Source organism: Nonomuraea sp. NPDC049158 (assembly GCF_040648335.1).
Classification (GTDB): domain Bacteria; phylum Actinomycetota; class Actinomycetes; order Streptosporangiales; family Streptosporangiaceae; genus Nonomuraea.
In genome coordinates this window covers 428,732-442,124 of sequence record NZ_JBEZDM010000005.1, presented here as the reverse complement: position 1 = coordinate 442,124, position 13,393 = coordinate 428,732, and the positions used below count along the sequence as shown (strand labels likewise).

Genomic DNA, 13,393 nt, shown 5'->3' with positions numbered 1-13,393 from the left:
AAATTCCCTGGCTATGGTGAGGTTCCATTGAGCTGACCCCATGGAGGGACCGCCGTGCGGACGACGATCCTGATCACCTCGGATGAGTTCAAAGCTCCTGGTACGGAGCTGTTCGACTTCGACCCGATACTCCCCGGCGGGCCGGAGTGGCTGACCAAGCCCACACTGCTCGCCCTGCTCTCCTCGTTCCTGTTCGCCCTGCTCGCCGCGATGTTCATCGCGAGCGGGCTGAAGGGCTCGCACTAACGCGCGGCGCGGGCGGCCACCTTGCGGTGCTCCGCGCTGCGGAGCACCTTGGCCGCCTGCGCGGCCGACGCCACGGGCGCCTTGGGCAGCAGTCCGCGGGCCTGCTTGAGCTTGAGCAGCCGTGTCACCGACTGGTCGAGCCGCTCCTGCGAGATCTTGCCCGACTTCACCGCCGCCAGCACCGCGTTGTAGGCCACGGGCAGGTTGTTCGGCATGAGCAGCAGGTCGGCACCCGCCTGGATGGCCCGTACGGGGATCTCGGCGTCGCTGTACTTCTTGCGCACCCCGTCCATGTTGAGCGCGTCCGTGGAGATCACGCCCTGGAAGCCGAGCTTGTTCCGGAGCAGCCCGGTCAGGATGGGCTTGGACAGCGTCGCGGGATCACGTGACGGGTCGAGCTTGGGGAAGACGATGTGCGCGCTCATCACGGCGTCGACACCGGCGGCGATCGCGGCCTTGAACGGCGGCGCGTCGATCCGCTCCCACTGCTCCTTCGTGTGCTTGATCACCGGCAGCCCGGTGTGGCTGTCGATGTTGGTGTCGCCATGACCGGGGAAGTGCTTGGCGGTGGCGGCGACCTTGGCGTCGTTGAAACCCTTGACCGACGCGGCCACCATCTTGGCCACCTCGGCGGGCTGGTTACCGAAGGCGCGCTTGCCGATGACCGGGTTCCTCGGGTCGATGTTCACGTCGGCGACCGGGGCGAAGTCCAGGTTGACGCCGACCGCGCGCAGCTCCTCGCCGGTGGCCCTGGCCACGGCTCGCGCGTTCGCGGTGTCCTTGGTCGAGCCTATGACCGAGGCGCCGGGGAAGTCGGTCATCAGCGCGCCCATCCTGGACACCAGGCCGTTCTCCTGGTCGGTGCCGATCAGGAGCGGCACGCCCTTCGACGCCTGCTGCAGCCCGTTGGTCAGGTCGACGACCTGGCCGACACTCTGGATGTTCGCCGGGAAGAGGATCACGCCGCCGAGGTGGTATTTGGCGACCACCTTGGCCGGGGTCTGCGCGCCGTACCTCGCCTGGTTCTCGCCCGACACGCTGCCGGGGCCCGTGCCGTACAGGACGGGCATGAACAGCTGGCCGACCTTCTCCTCCACGCTCATCTTCGACAGGACCCGCGACAAACCGCCGCCCTCGCTGCCCGACGACGAGCTCTGCTGAACCGTGGACGGAGGCGCCACCTCCGGCCGCGTCGCCGGAGCCGCACCCGCCGCGCCGCCACCACCCCCGGCGCATGCCGCGAGAGCCATCACGAGGAGCCCGGCCGTGCCTGTCCGTCGAAACATGCTCTCAAAGGTATCCATGCTCTGGGACCCCTGAGCCACACAGCTGACAAATGCCGTCCTCCTCCGGTCCGGTCAGAGCCCCAGCCTCCGGTCCGGTCAGAGCCCCAGCTCGACGAGGCCCGGCAGGTGGGAGCGGGCCGCCGCGCGGGCGTGCGCCGCCGTAGCCGCTCCCCGCGCGGCCTGCGCGGCGAGCTGGCACTGGTCGAGTGTGTGCGCCCCCAGCCCGGTCCGTACGGCGGGCAGCGCGGCGGCCCCCATGGACAAGGTGGTCACCCCGAGCCCCACGAGCACGCAGGCCATGGCCGGATCGGCGGCCGACTCCCCGCAGACGCCGCACGGTTTGCCGTTGTCGGAGGCGGCCGTCGCGGTCATGGCGATCAGGTCGAGCAGCGCCGGCTGCCACGGATCCTGCAGCGCGCCCAGCGCGGCGGAGTGGCGGTCGGCGGCGAAGGCGTACTGCGCCAGGTCGTTGGTCCCGATCGACACGAAGTCGACCACGGTGACCAGGCTCTCCGCCCGCAGCGCCGCCGCCGGGATCTCGATCATCACGCCCGCCTGCGGGAGCCCCTTGGCGTGGCAGGCGTCAGTGAACCAGTGGGCCTCCTGGGCCGTAGCGACCATCGGCGCCATCACCTGAAGCTCGGCCGCCGCCGCGCTGACCCGCACCGCACCCGACCGGTTCACCGCCGCCGCCACGGACAGCGCTTCCAGCTGGGCGGCCATCACCTCGGGGAACCTCTCGAACAGCCGCAGGCCACGCTCGCCCAGCGCCGGGTTCGCCTCGGGCGCGGCGGACGGCAGGAACGCCAGTGGTTTGTCGGCACCGGCGTCCAGCGTCCGCACCACCACCTTTCCGCCCGGAAACGCGGCCAGCGCCGCCCGGTAGGCCGCCTCCTGCTCCGCCACGGACGGCGCCTCGGTCCGCCCGAGGTACAGGAACTCGGTCCGGTACAGCCCCACGCCCTCGGCCCCGGCCGCCAGCGCCTCGTCGAGATCGTCCGGGCCGCCGATGTTGGCCAGCAGTTGCACCCGGAAGTCGTCCCGGGTCCGGCCGGGGCCGCCGGTCGTCATGCGGCGCCGCCTGGCTTCGTGCGCGCTGACGTGCTGGGCGATGTCGGACTCGGTGGGCTCCAGCCGTACTTCCCCGGTGTTGCCGTCGACCAGCACCCGGGTGCCGGCCGGGATCTCCGTCGCGCCCGGGCAGGCCACGACGGCGGGCACGCCCATCGCCCTGGACAGGATCGCGGTGTGGCTGGTCGGCCCGCCGGCCTCGGTCACGAACGCGGCCACGGCCTCCTTCGACAGCAACGCGGTGTCGGCGGGCGCCAGGTCGACGGCGATCAGCACATACGGCTCACCCGTGCCCGCGACGGGGGGCGGGGCCGGCAAGGGGTGGCCCGTGAGGCGGGCGATCACGCGGTCCCTGATGTCGTCCAGGTCGGCGACCCGCTCGCCGAGGTACCCGCCCGCTCTCACCAGCATGTCCCGATATTTCGCGAAAGCTTGGTAAACCGCCCGGGGAGCCGCGACCCGCTGGTCGATCAGGGCCTTGACCCCGACCACCAGCCCGGGATCCTCGGCGATCAGCGCCTGGGCCTTGAGGATCTCCTTGGCCTCGCCGCCGGCCCGGTTGCCCCGGGCCTCCAGCTCCCCCGCGACCTGTCCGAGCGCCGCCACCGCGCGTTCGCGCTCCGGCTCCGGCGGGCCCTCGTACGTGGAGTCGGCGGGGGGTTCGGGGACGGCCCCGGTCAGCACGTAGGCGGGCCCGGTCCCGACCCCCGGACTGACCCCGGCCCCCCGCAGGTTCATGCTGTCCCGGCTATCGCCGCCAGCGCGTCGAGCACCTCGTCGGCGCCCTCGCCCTCGGCCTTGATCACGATGTCCTCACCCTGCCGGACGTCCAGCCCCAGGATCTGCAGGATGCTCTTGCCGTTCACGGGCTGGCCGGTCACCCCCTTGCTCACGGTGATGTCCATCGGGGCCTTGAGGGCGGTCTGCACGAATGTCGCCGCCGGCCGGGCGTGCAGGCCCACTTCCGCCGCCACGGTGACCTTGCGCTCGGCCATGTACTCCTCCTTGTCCAACCGGTCCGGACCATCCGGCCCCGGCACTTGCCCCATTGCTCTTTCAGTCCCACAGGAAGAGCTCGTCGCCGGCGTGTACGGGCCCGCCGGTCATGGCCGTCACCGAACCGGCGGGCGCGTCGAGCGCGACCACCGGGCAGACCGGCGAGCGGCCACCGGCCTCGATCGCGGCCGGGTCCCAGGCCACCACGGGCTGGCCCGCACGGACTCTGTCGCCCTCGGCCGCGAGCAACTCGAAGCCCTTCCCCTTCAGCTGGACCGTGTCGATGCCCAGGTGCACCAGCACGCCTTTGCCGTCATCCCCGACGATGACATAGGCATGCGGATGCAATTTCATGATTTTTCCAGTTATTGGGGCTACGGCCTTGCCGGGTTCCCGCGCCGGATCGATCGCCGTTCCCGGCCCCACCATGCCCGCGGAGAACACCGGGTCGGGCACCGCCGACAACCCCACGGCCACCCCCTCGACCGGGGCGAGAACAGTCGTCATGGTCTCGCCCTCTAGCCGATGATGTCCTCGATGTCGCTGGCGATCGTGTCAGCCTCGGGCCCGACGACGACCTGCACCACGTTGCCCGCGGCCATGACGCCGTGCGCGCCCGCCGCCTTGAGCGCGGCCTGGTCGACTTTGGAGACGTCACGCACCTCCGTACGCAACCGGGTGATGCACGGTTCTATGTCGATGATGTTGCCCGCACCGCCGAGCCCCGCGATGATCGCGCTGGCATCAGCCGCCATCCGTCCTCCTCGTAACGTTACGACCAGGCTAAACGTCAGTCGGTCTGGGTCACCTTGTTGAGCCCGCGCGGCGCGTCGGGGTCGATGCCCAGCCTCCGGGCCAGCGCCTCGGTGAGCAACTGCCCCGGCACGATGAGGCCCATGGGCGCGACCCACTCGGGCAGGTCGGGGCCGTTGAGCGCCGCCGTACCCGCGTGGGCCAGAGCCGGGCCGCCGCCGATGGTGAAGGCCGCGGCGCCCGCGGCGACGACCCGCTCGGCGAGCGCGACCGTACCGGACAGCGTCGGGCTGTTCTCGGCGGCGACCAGCAGGGCGGGGGTGTCGGCGTCGACCACGGCGATCGGCCCGTGCAGCAGGTCGGCGTACGACAGGCCCATGGCGTGCAGGTAGCACGCCTCCTTGAGCTTGAGCGCGGTCTCCAGCGCGGTGGAGAAGGCCAGCCCGCGCGCGGAGACCACGGCGCCCTGCTTGTCGGCCAGGCCCTCGACGACCGCGTCGAGGTCGCCCGGCTCGGCGATCAGCTTCTCGACCGCGTCCGGGACCCGCTGCAGGTCGGCCGCGTCCACGTCGGCGCCGAGGCCGAGCGCGAGCACGGCCAGCGCGGCGAGCTGGGTGGTGTAGGTCTTCGTGGCGGGGACCGCCTTCTCCTCGCCCGCCAGCGTGCACAGCGCCAGGTCGGCGGCCTGGGCGAGCGGGCTGTCCGGGCCGCCGTTGGTCACTCCGACCGTGCTGGCGCCACAGTCCTTGGCCCAGGTCAGCGTCTCGACGATCTCCTCGGTCCGGCCCGACTGCGAGATGGCGACGGCCAGCACGCCGTCGAGGTCCAGCTTGCGCTTGTACGTCGTCGCGACGGACGGGGCGGCGAGCGCGGCCAGCCGCCCAGCGTGGGCTTCGACCAGATAGCGGCCGTAGACTGCGGCATTGTCGGAGGTGCCACGCGCGATGAACAGGAGCTGTCGGGTTCGCTCGCCCAGTGCTCTCACCTCGTCGACCCTGGGAAGCAGGGAGTCGAGCGTGGCCCGCAGCGCCTCAGGCTGCTCGGCGATCTCGCTGCGCATCTTGGTGGTCATCATCCCTCAAATCGTTACCGGGCAGACTTGACCCTGTTTTGCGACATGTGGTCTAGTCCGGACTAGACCAGTACGAACCATAGCCCATCGCCCAGGTCAGATCGAGGGGAGGATCCGTGGCGCACATCGATCCGGACAGCCCGGTGCCCAAGTACTTCCAGCTGCGCGAGATCCTGCTGGACCTGATCGACAGCGACGAGCTGAGCATCGGCGCCGCCATCCCGTCGGAGCGCGAGCTGTGCCAGCGCTTCGGCCTTTCCAGGATGACAGTCCGGCAGGCGGTCGACCACCTGGTGTCCGAGGGCCGCCTGCACCGGGTGCCGGGCAAGGGCACGTTCGTGGCCAGACCCAAGATCGAGCTGGCGCTGCAGCTCACGTCGTTCAGCGACGACATGCGGGCGCGCGGCATGGAGCCGGGCTCGCGCGACCTCGACCGGCGGGTCGTGCGCGCCAGCGCCCACCTGGCCAAGGAGCTGGGCATCCAGCCGGGCGAGGAAGTGCACTTCATCGAGCGGCTGCGCACCGCCGACGGCGAACCGCTGTCCATCGAGCGCGCGCACATCCCGGTCAAGCTCGCGCCCGACCTGGCCGAGCACGACCTGTCGGGCAGGTCCCTCTACGAGCTGCTGGAGAGCCGCTACGGGCTGGTCATGGACGCCGGCGAGCTGACCATCGACGGGGGCATCGCCGATCCGAGCGACGCCGACCTGCTCAAGCTCCCCCGGGGCGGGGCCGTACTACTGTTGCAGCGCAGATCCTTCTCCGGCGGCATCTGCGCGGAGCTGGGCGTGTCCACCTATCGCGCGGACCGCTACCAGCTGCGCACCATTCTGGAAATGCCCACCAGACGGGGCTGAGGGCCCGACCCGGAGGAACGCCCGGTGAACGAGACCACCGCCGCCAGGCCTTCGCCGTTCTCACGCGTGATGAACGTGCTCCAGCGCCTGGGCCGCTCGCTCATGCTGCCCATCGCCGCCCTGCCCGCGGCCGCGCTGCTGCTCCGCTTCGGCCAGCCCGACATGCTCGGCTCCAACGGCGCCGAGCCGGGCGGCCTGGCCGACGTGGCCGGCTTCGGCTGGATGAACCAGGTCGCCGAGGTGCTGGCCGCCGCCGGTGCGGCGCTGTTCGAGAACCTGCCGCTGCTGTTCGCGGTGGGGGTGGCGATCGGGTTCGCCCGCAAGTCCGACGGCTCGACCGCGCTCGCCGCGGTGGTCGGCTACCTGGTGTTCGACCGCGTGACCAAGGTGATGTTCTTCGGCTCGGCGATCCGGGACACCGTCCTGATCAGGGCGGTCCAGCCCCAGGGCATCAAGGAGATCATCAACTACGGCATGCAGAACCCCACCCAGGTGCTCGGCGGCATCATGATCGGGCTGGTCACCGCCATGCTGTGGCAGCGCTTCCACCGGATCAAGCTGCCGTCCTGGCTGGCCTTCTTCGGCGGGCGCCGGTTCGTACCGATCATCACCTCGATCGTGGCGCTGCTCCTCGGCGTGCTCATCGGCTGGGTGTGGCCGATACTCGGCGAGTGGATCGGCCACGCGGGCGAGGCCCTGACCACGCTCGGGCCGCTGGGCACCGGCATCTACGGCCTGATCAACCGGCTGCTGATCCCGCTGGGCCTGCACCACTTCGTCAACTCGATCGTCTGGTACGTGGTGCCGCAGTGCGAGGTCGGCGGCCAGGTCCTCGGCGGTGACTGGAACTGCTACTTCGGCGGTGCCCCGCACTCCGGCCAGTTCATGGCCGGGTTCTTCCCGATCATGATGTTCGCGCTGCCGGCCGCCGCGCTGGCCATGTGGCGGGCCGCGCCCCCGCACCGGCGGGCGGCGGTGGGCGGCATCATGCTGTCGGCCGGGCTGGCCTCGTTCGTCACCGGGATCACCGAGCCGATCGAGTTCGCGTTCATCTTCGTGGCGCCGGTGCTGCTGGCCGTACACGCTGTGCTGACCGGGCTGGCGATGGCGCTCACCACACTCATCGGCGGGCAGCTCGGCTTCGGCTTCTCGGCGGGGCTGCTGGACATGCTGCTCAACGCCAGCAAGTCGAACACCCACAACCTGCCGGGCATCCTTTTGCTCGGGGTGATCTATGGGGTGGTCTATTACGTGGTGTTCAGCTTCCTCATCCGCAAACTGAACATCATGACCCCCGGCCGAGAGCCTGAGCCCGACGTGGATTCCGGCGAGCCGCCGTCATAACCGCCCTCTTGGCCATGGCCGCAGAGGGTTACGGACCGCGACACCCGAATCGACATCAGCCACTTCACCCATGGAGGCTGGCCGAATTCGTTGGGGACGGCCCATTGGTAGCTGGCATGGGACCGAAATCCGAACCGCCCCGTTCAGCACCACTCCAACTTCCGGTGATCTTCCTCGCTAATCACCTCGAATCGGTGGGCGGAGCGGGAAAGTTGGCGGGCGATGTATTCGGGGACCGGGCCGGAAACTCCTTGTACTGTCCCTCTCCCCCTATGACATCGGAGGCCCCATGTCATCCCTTCCGCACGCCGCCGTTTCCGACCCGCTCGTGTGGGGACCCCCAGGAGTCGGTCCTGACGAGCGCAAGCTGCGGCTGCTCGGGCAGGCATTGGCCGAGGTGCTCTCGGGGCGGCGGCCGCCCGAGAGCGTCGCCGACCGGCTCACCGACCGGGCCTACCGCGAGCTCGTCAAGGCGGGGCGGATGATCGAGACGAGACGACCGCCGTTCGTGGGGAGCCCGCACGTGAAGGAGCCCAAGGACGGGGCGGTCGAGATGTGCCTCCTCGTCCACTGCGGCGAACGCAGCCACGTACTCGCCGTCCGGCTTGAGAGGCGCGGCGTGCAATGGCTGTGCACGGACTTCGAAACCGCCTGACGCCCACACGCCGAACGCCCGCCAGAGGCAAGCCGTCCATCAGGAAGCAGGAAGGCGGCCCCCGCCGACAGGCGAGGGCCGCCTTCCAGAACCGGACCGGTGCGTTATGCCTGGGCGTTCTTGGGGTCGCCGTGGCAGCGCTTGTACTTCTTGCCCGAGCCACACGGGCAGGGCGCGTTGCGCTCGACGTTGCCGTAGGCGGCGCGCTCGGCCGAGGTGCTGCGGACCCGGGTGTGCTCGACCTCGCCCGCCTCACCCGGCGCGGAGTATTCGAGCTCGGCGGGCCGCTCGGGCCCGCGCAGGCCGCGCGCGATGATCGAGCGGGTCTCCGCCATCATCGCGTCCTCTTCCTCGACGATCGGGTTCTCCTGAACCTCGACCTCGATGTTGAACAGGAAGCCGACCGAGTCCTCCTTGATGCCCTCGAGCATCGCGGCGAACATCTCGAAGCCCTCGCGCTGGTATTCGATCTGCGGGTCCTTCTGCGCGTAGGCCCGCATGCCGATGCCCTCGCGCAGGTAGTCCATCTCGTAGAGGTGCTCGCGCCACTTGCGGTCGAGGACCGACAGGATGACGCGGCGCTCGAACTCGCGGGTGGCCTCGGCGCCGAGCTCCTCCTCACGCCTGGCGTAGGCCTCCAGCGCGTCCTTCTTCACCTTCGCGCTGATGAGCTCGGCGCTGAGCTCCTCCCGGCTGCCTGCCTCCTCGACCACGTTGTCGATGGTGACCGTGACGGGGTAGAGCTCGCCGAACGCCTTCCACAGCTTGTCGAGGTCCCACTCCTCGGCGAAGCCCTCGGCCGTGGCGCCCGCGACGTAGCCCTCGATCACCTCGCCGATGAAGCCCTGCACCTGCTCGTGCAGGTCGGCGCCCTCCAGCACGCGGTGGCGCTCGGCGTAGATCACCTTGCGCTGCCGGTTCATGACCTCGTCGTACTTGAGAACTTCCTTGCGGATCTCGAAGTTCTGCTGCTCGACCTGGTGCTGGGCGGAGGCGATGGCCTTGGAGACGATGCCGGACTCGATCGGCTGCTCGTCCGGGATGTTGAGCCTGGTCATGATCATCTCGACCCTTGCCGAGTTGAACAGACGCATCAGGTCGTCACCGAGCGAGAGGTAGAAGCGCGACTCGCCGGGGTCGCCCTGGCGGCCGGAGCGGCCACGGAGCTGGTTGTCGATGCGGCGCGACTCGTGCCGCTCGGTGCCGAGAACGTAGAGGCCGCCGAGCACGGTGACCTCGTCGTGCTCGGCCTTGACGGCCGCCTTGGCCTTCTCGAGCGCCTCGGGCCACGCCTTCTCGTACTCTTCGGGCGTTTCGAGCGGGTCGAGGCCGCGCTGGCGCAGCTCAAGGTCGGCCCGGAACTCGGAGTTGCCGCCGAGCATGATGTCGGTGCCTCGACCGGCCATGTTGGTGGCGACGGTGACGGCGCCCTTGCGGCCCGCCTCGGCGACGATCGCGGCCTCACGCGCGTGGTTCTTCGCGTTGAGCACCTCGTGCTGCACGCCGCGGCGCTTGAGCGCCTTGGACAGCCGCTCGGACTTCTCGACCGAGGTGGTGCCGACCAGCACCGGCTGGCCGACGTCGTAGCGCTCCTTGATGTCCTCGACGACCGCGGCGAACTTGGCGTCCTCGGTCTTGTAGACGACGTCGGCCTGGTCCTTGCGGATCATCGGACGGTTCGTCGGGATCGGGACCACGCCGAGCTTGTACGTCTGGTGGAACTCGTTCGCCTCGGTGACGGCGGTGCCGGTCATGCCGGACAGCTTCTTGTAGAGGCGGAAGTAGTTCTGCAGGGTGACCGTGGCGAGAGTCTGGTTCTCGTCCTTGATCTTCACGCCCTCTTTGGCCTCGATGGCCTGGTGCATGCCCTCGTTGTAGCGGCGGCCGTGCAGGATGCGGCCGGTGAACTCGTCGACGATGAGCACCTCACCCTCGGCGACGATGTAGTCCTTGTCCTTCTTGAACAGCTCCTTGGCCTTCAGAGCGTTGTTCAGGAAGCCGACCAGGTGGGTGTGCTCGGCCTTGTAGAGGTTGTCGATGCCCAGCCAGTCCTCGACCTTGGCGACACCGGACTCCAGAACGCCGACCGTGCGCTTCTTCTCGTCGACGATGTAGTCGCCGGTGCTCTCCTCGTCGGGCGACTTGGCCTCGACGCCCTTGCGCAGCCGCGGCACGATCTTGGCGAACTCGGTGTACCACTTACCCGACTGCTCTCCCGGACCGGAGATGATCAGCGGGGTCCGCGCCTCGTCGATGAGGATGGAGTCGACCTCGTCGACGATCGCGAAGTGGTGGCCGCGCTGCACGCACTCGTCCAGCGACCACGCCATGTTGTCGCGCAGGTAGTCGAAGCCGAACTCGTTGTTGGTGCCGTAGGTGATGTCCGCGTCGTACTGCTTGCGCCGCTCTTCCGGGACCTGCCCGGCCAGGATCATGCCGACCTCGAGACCGAGGAAGCGGTAGACACGGCCCATGTTCTCGGCGCCGACCTTGACCAGGTAGTCGTTGACCGTGATGACATGGACGCCGTTGCCGGCGAGCGCGTTGAGGTAGGCGGGGAGAGTACAGGTGAGGGTCTTGCCCTCGCCGGTCTTCATCTCCGAGATGTTGCCCATGTGAAGGCTCGCGCCGCCCATGATCTGCACGTCGAAGTGACGCTGACCGAGCACGCGGCGGGCCGCCTCGCGCACGGTCGCGAACGCTTCGGGAAGCAGATCGTCGAGGGTTTCGCCGTCCGCGAGCCGCTGCTTGAATTCGTCCGTCAGCGCGCGCAACTCCGCGTCGGACAGGCTCGTGAAGTCGTCCTCGATGGAGTTGACCTGATCGGCGATCCGCTTGAGCTTGCGCAGGGTCTTGCCTTCGCCGGCACGTAGGATCTTGTCGAGAATGGCTGCCACTTTATGTAAAGCTCCTCGCAGGTCTACCCCGGCGGCGCCGCCAGGAGGAGAGGCTGAGACAAACTTCCCCGTTGCCATCGTAGGCGGTTCAGCAACCAGACACAGCCACCGCGACGACGAGAGCGTCGGGCATGTCTGGGAGAATGGGGCTAGGCAGAGCGTATGCCGGTAAGCCGTTGGTTCGCACCGTTAGCGGTATATCCGGCAAAGGGAAGGATTTGTGATGGTTGAGGGGCGCAAGTCAGAGCACACGGAGAATCTCGGTAACCATGGCGGCCGCGCGTCCTCATGGCTAGCGGTGACCGTGATGCTGCTCGGCACCGTCGTCGCCGGCTACGGGATGACCGCCGCCAACTGGACGCTCATCTGGATCGGCGGCGGGGTGTTCGTCGTGGGCGGAATCCTCGCCCTCGTCTTCGACATCTTCACCGACGTCGTGATCGACGCGCCCAGGGCGGGACTGCACGCGGAAGACCACCGCTGACCCTCCGGCGAACCTCGGGGCCGCCCGAACCTCCGGCATCCCCGCCCCTCCAGGCCGCCTGAGCCTCCGACGCAGACGCGGAAGGCCGCCGCACGCGCACACGCCACGCGGCGGACCCCCGCTTCCGTGCACCACGCGGTCGCGGGACCTCGCTCACGTACGCGTCCCGCCGCAGGACCGCCGTCTACGTGCGCCACGCCATGGGACCCCCACTTATGCGCTGGTCCCGCGTCGGTCCCCGCTCATGCGCGCGTCCTGCGGCAGACCCTGGGCTCCGTGCGCGCCTCGTGGTGGGCCAGCACTCATGCACACGCCCTAAGGCGGACCACTACTCCTGTATGCGCCTCGTGGCCTTTCTGTCGGTGCCCGCCGCTAGCATCGCGGCATGCATCGCCGTACCAATGTGCTGATATGACGGATCTGACGGCCGACGAGGCGCGGCGGCTGATCCTGCGCGCCCAGGGACTGCTCGGCGCGGACGCCCGGCGGGGTGGCGTGCACGGCATGCTCCGCAGGCTCGGCGCGATCCAGCTCGACACGATCTCGGTCCTGGCCCGCTCCCACGAGCTCGTCGCCTACGCGCGCCTGGGCGCGGTCGGCAGGCCCAAGGTCGAACGGGCCTACTGGCACAATCCCGCCCAGAGCTTCGAATACTGGTGCCACGCCGCCTGCATCCTGCCGATCGAGCACTGGCCCCTCTACTCCTTCAGGCGGCGCGCCTACCGCAATCGTCGCTACCGCTGGCACGAGGTGCCCGACCACGTAGACAAGCTGCTGGAGCAGGTACGCACCTCGGGCCCGCTCACCACCTCCGACGTCGGCGGCGCCAAGAACGGCGGCCCCTGGTGGGACTGGTCCGACTCGAAGATCGGCCTGGAATGGCTGCTGGACATCGGCGAGGTCGTCTGCAGCCGCCGCGTCGGCTGGCGCCGGGTCTATGACCTGTCCGAGCGAGTGGTCCCCGCCGACCTCCTGGCCGAGGACCTCTCCGACGAGGAGTGCATCGTACGGCTGGCGGCCATCGCCGGTGCCTCGCTGGGTGTGGCGACCCGGGGCGACCTGATCGACTTCCTGCGGCTCAAGGGGAGGTTCGCCGCGATACTCGACGAGGTGCTGCTCAGCGGGGCCACCGGGCTGGTGCCCGTACGCGTGACGGGCTGGCCCTCGGCCAGGGGACAGACCAACGCGTGGGCCGATCCGGCGGCCCTGGAGTCGGCGCCGCGCGGGCGGCACCGCACGACGCTGGTGTCGCCGTTCGACTCGCTCATCTGGCATCGCGGCCGGACCGAGCGGATCTTCGGCTTCAACTACCAGCTCGAGCTCTATGTGCCCAAGCACAAGCGGGTGCACGGCTACTTCACGATGCCGGTGCTGGCCGGTGGCCGGCTGATCGGCCGAGTGGACCCGGCCCGCGACGGCACCACGCTGGTGGCCAGGCAGCTCAGCCTGGAGCCTGGCCTCACCGGCGCCAAGTGGGCCGACGCCCTGAGCGACGCGCTGTGGTCGGCCGCCGAGTGGGTGGGCTGCGACGCCGTACGAGTCGAACGCGCCGACCCCGCCCTCATCGCCCACCTGGAGGCGGACCCCAGATAGGACCCCGGGCCCGACACCAGGTCGAGCCTCAGGCCAGACCCCAGATAGGACCCCGGACCGGACACCAGGTCGAGCCTCAGTGCCCACCGCAGGGAACAGACGGTCAGCGACGCCACGCTCACTGCAGGCGCTGACGGTC

13 protein-coding genes are annotated in these 13,393 nt (G+C 69.5%); 6 read left to right on the top strand and 7 right to left on the bottom strand.

Features of this window, described 5'->3' with window-relative positions; translation table 11 throughout:
- Positions 1-54: 54 nt before the first annotated feature.
- A complete protein-coding gene (locus AB0B61_RS14905; RefSeq protein WP_358431895.1) occupies positions 55-246 on the top strand; it encodes a hypothetical protein in 192 nt (63 codons plus the stop codon).
- Here the strand turns inward: AB0B61_RS14905 and nagZ are convergent.
- The 6 genes from nagZ to AB0B61_RS14875 all read right to left on the bottom strand — a co-directional run bounded on the left by nagZ (position 243) and on the right by AB0B61_RS14875 (position 5,427).
- Complete coding sequence (gene nagZ / locus AB0B61_RS14900) at positions 243-1,532, bottom strand: beta-N-acetylhexosaminidase (RefSeq protein WP_358431894.1); 1,290 nt, start codon at positions 1,530-1,532, stop codon at positions 243-245. The genes AB0B61_RS14905 and nagZ overlap by 4 nt on opposite strands.
- A 96-nt stretch (positions 1,533-1,628) precedes the next feature.
- Positions 1,629-3,341, bottom strand: a complete 1,713-nt coding sequence (gene ptsP, locus AB0B61_RS14895) for a phosphoenolpyruvate--protein phosphotransferase (protein WP_358431893.1) — start codon at positions 3,339-3,341, stop codon at positions 1,629-1,631.
- On the bottom strand, positions 3,338-3,598 hold the full coding sequence (locus tag AB0B61_RS14890; protein WP_358431892.1) for an HPr family phosphocarrier protein: 261 nt from the start codon (positions 3,596-3,598) through the stop codon (positions 3,338-3,340). Before AB0B61_RS14890 ends, ptsP begins: the two co-directional genes overlap by 4 nt.
- A 61-nt stretch (positions 3,599-3,659) precedes the next feature.
- On the bottom strand, positions 3,660-4,106 hold the full coding sequence (locus tag AB0B61_RS14885) for a PTS glucose transporter subunit IIA (protein ID WP_357647838.1): 447 nt from the start codon (positions 4,104-4,106) through the stop codon (positions 3,660-3,662).
- A gap of 11 nt (positions 4,107-4,117) precedes the next feature.
- Positions 4,118-4,381, bottom strand: a complete 264-nt coding sequence (locus AB0B61_RS14880) for a PTS glucose/sucrose transporter subunit IIB (protein WP_263655705.1) — start codon at positions 4,379-4,381, stop codon at positions 4,118-4,120.
- 8 nt (positions 4,382-4,389) lie between these two features.
- The gene (locus tag AB0B61_RS14875) at positions 4,390-5,427 is read right to left on the bottom strand and encodes an SIS domain-containing protein (RefSeq protein WP_358431891.1); all 1,038 of its coding nucleotides are present in this window, start codon (positions 5,425-5,427) and stop codon (positions 4,390-4,392) included.
- 113 nt (positions 5,428-5,540) lie between these two features.
- Between AB0B61_RS14875 and AB0B61_RS14870 the strand changes: the two genes are divergently transcribed.
- From AB0B61_RS14870 to AB0B61_RS14860, 3 genes are all read left to right on the top strand, one after another.
- Complete coding sequence (locus AB0B61_RS14870) at positions 5,541-6,281, top strand: GntR family transcriptional regulator (RefSeq protein WP_225295901.1); 741 nt, start codon at positions 5,541-5,543, stop codon at positions 6,279-6,281.
- A 24-nt stretch (positions 6,282-6,305) separates the two neighbouring features.
- The gene (locus AB0B61_RS14865) at positions 6,306-7,625 is read left to right on the top strand and encodes a PTS transporter subunit EIIC (RefSeq protein WP_358431890.1); all 1,320 of its coding nucleotides are present in this window, start codon (positions 6,306-6,308) and stop codon (positions 7,623-7,625) included.
- A gap of 289 nt (positions 7,626-7,914) precedes the next feature.
- Positions 7,915-8,280, top strand: coding sequence for an Rv3235 family protein (locus tag AB0B61_RS14860; protein WP_358431889.1), 366 nt, complete (start codon positions 7,915-7,917; stop codon positions 8,278-8,280).
- A 104-nt stretch (positions 8,281-8,384) separates the two neighbouring features.
- Here the strand turns inward: AB0B61_RS14860 and secA are convergent, their stop codons facing one another.
- A complete protein-coding gene (secA, locus tag AB0B61_RS14855; protein ID WP_358431888.1) occupies positions 8,385-11,177 on the bottom strand; it encodes a preprotein translocase subunit SecA in 2,793 nt (930 codons plus the stop codon).
- 223 nt (positions 11,178-11,400) lie between these two features.
- Here secA and AB0B61_RS14850 point away from each other — a divergent pair, with 223 nt between their 5' ends.
- Together AB0B61_RS14850 and AB0B61_RS14845 are read left to right on the top strand one after the other, a co-directional pair.
- Positions 11,401-11,661, top strand: a complete 261-nt coding sequence (locus AB0B61_RS14850; protein ID WP_358431887.1) for an HGxxPAAW family protein — start codon at positions 11,401-11,403, stop codon at positions 11,659-11,661.
- A gap of 411 nt (positions 11,662-12,072) precedes the next feature.
- Entirely contained in the window at positions 12,073-13,254 is a 1,182-nt protein-coding gene (locus AB0B61_RS14845) for a crosslink repair DNA glycosylase YcaQ family protein (protein ID WP_358431886.1), read from the top strand.
- Positions 13,255-13,393: the final 139 nt, after the last annotated feature.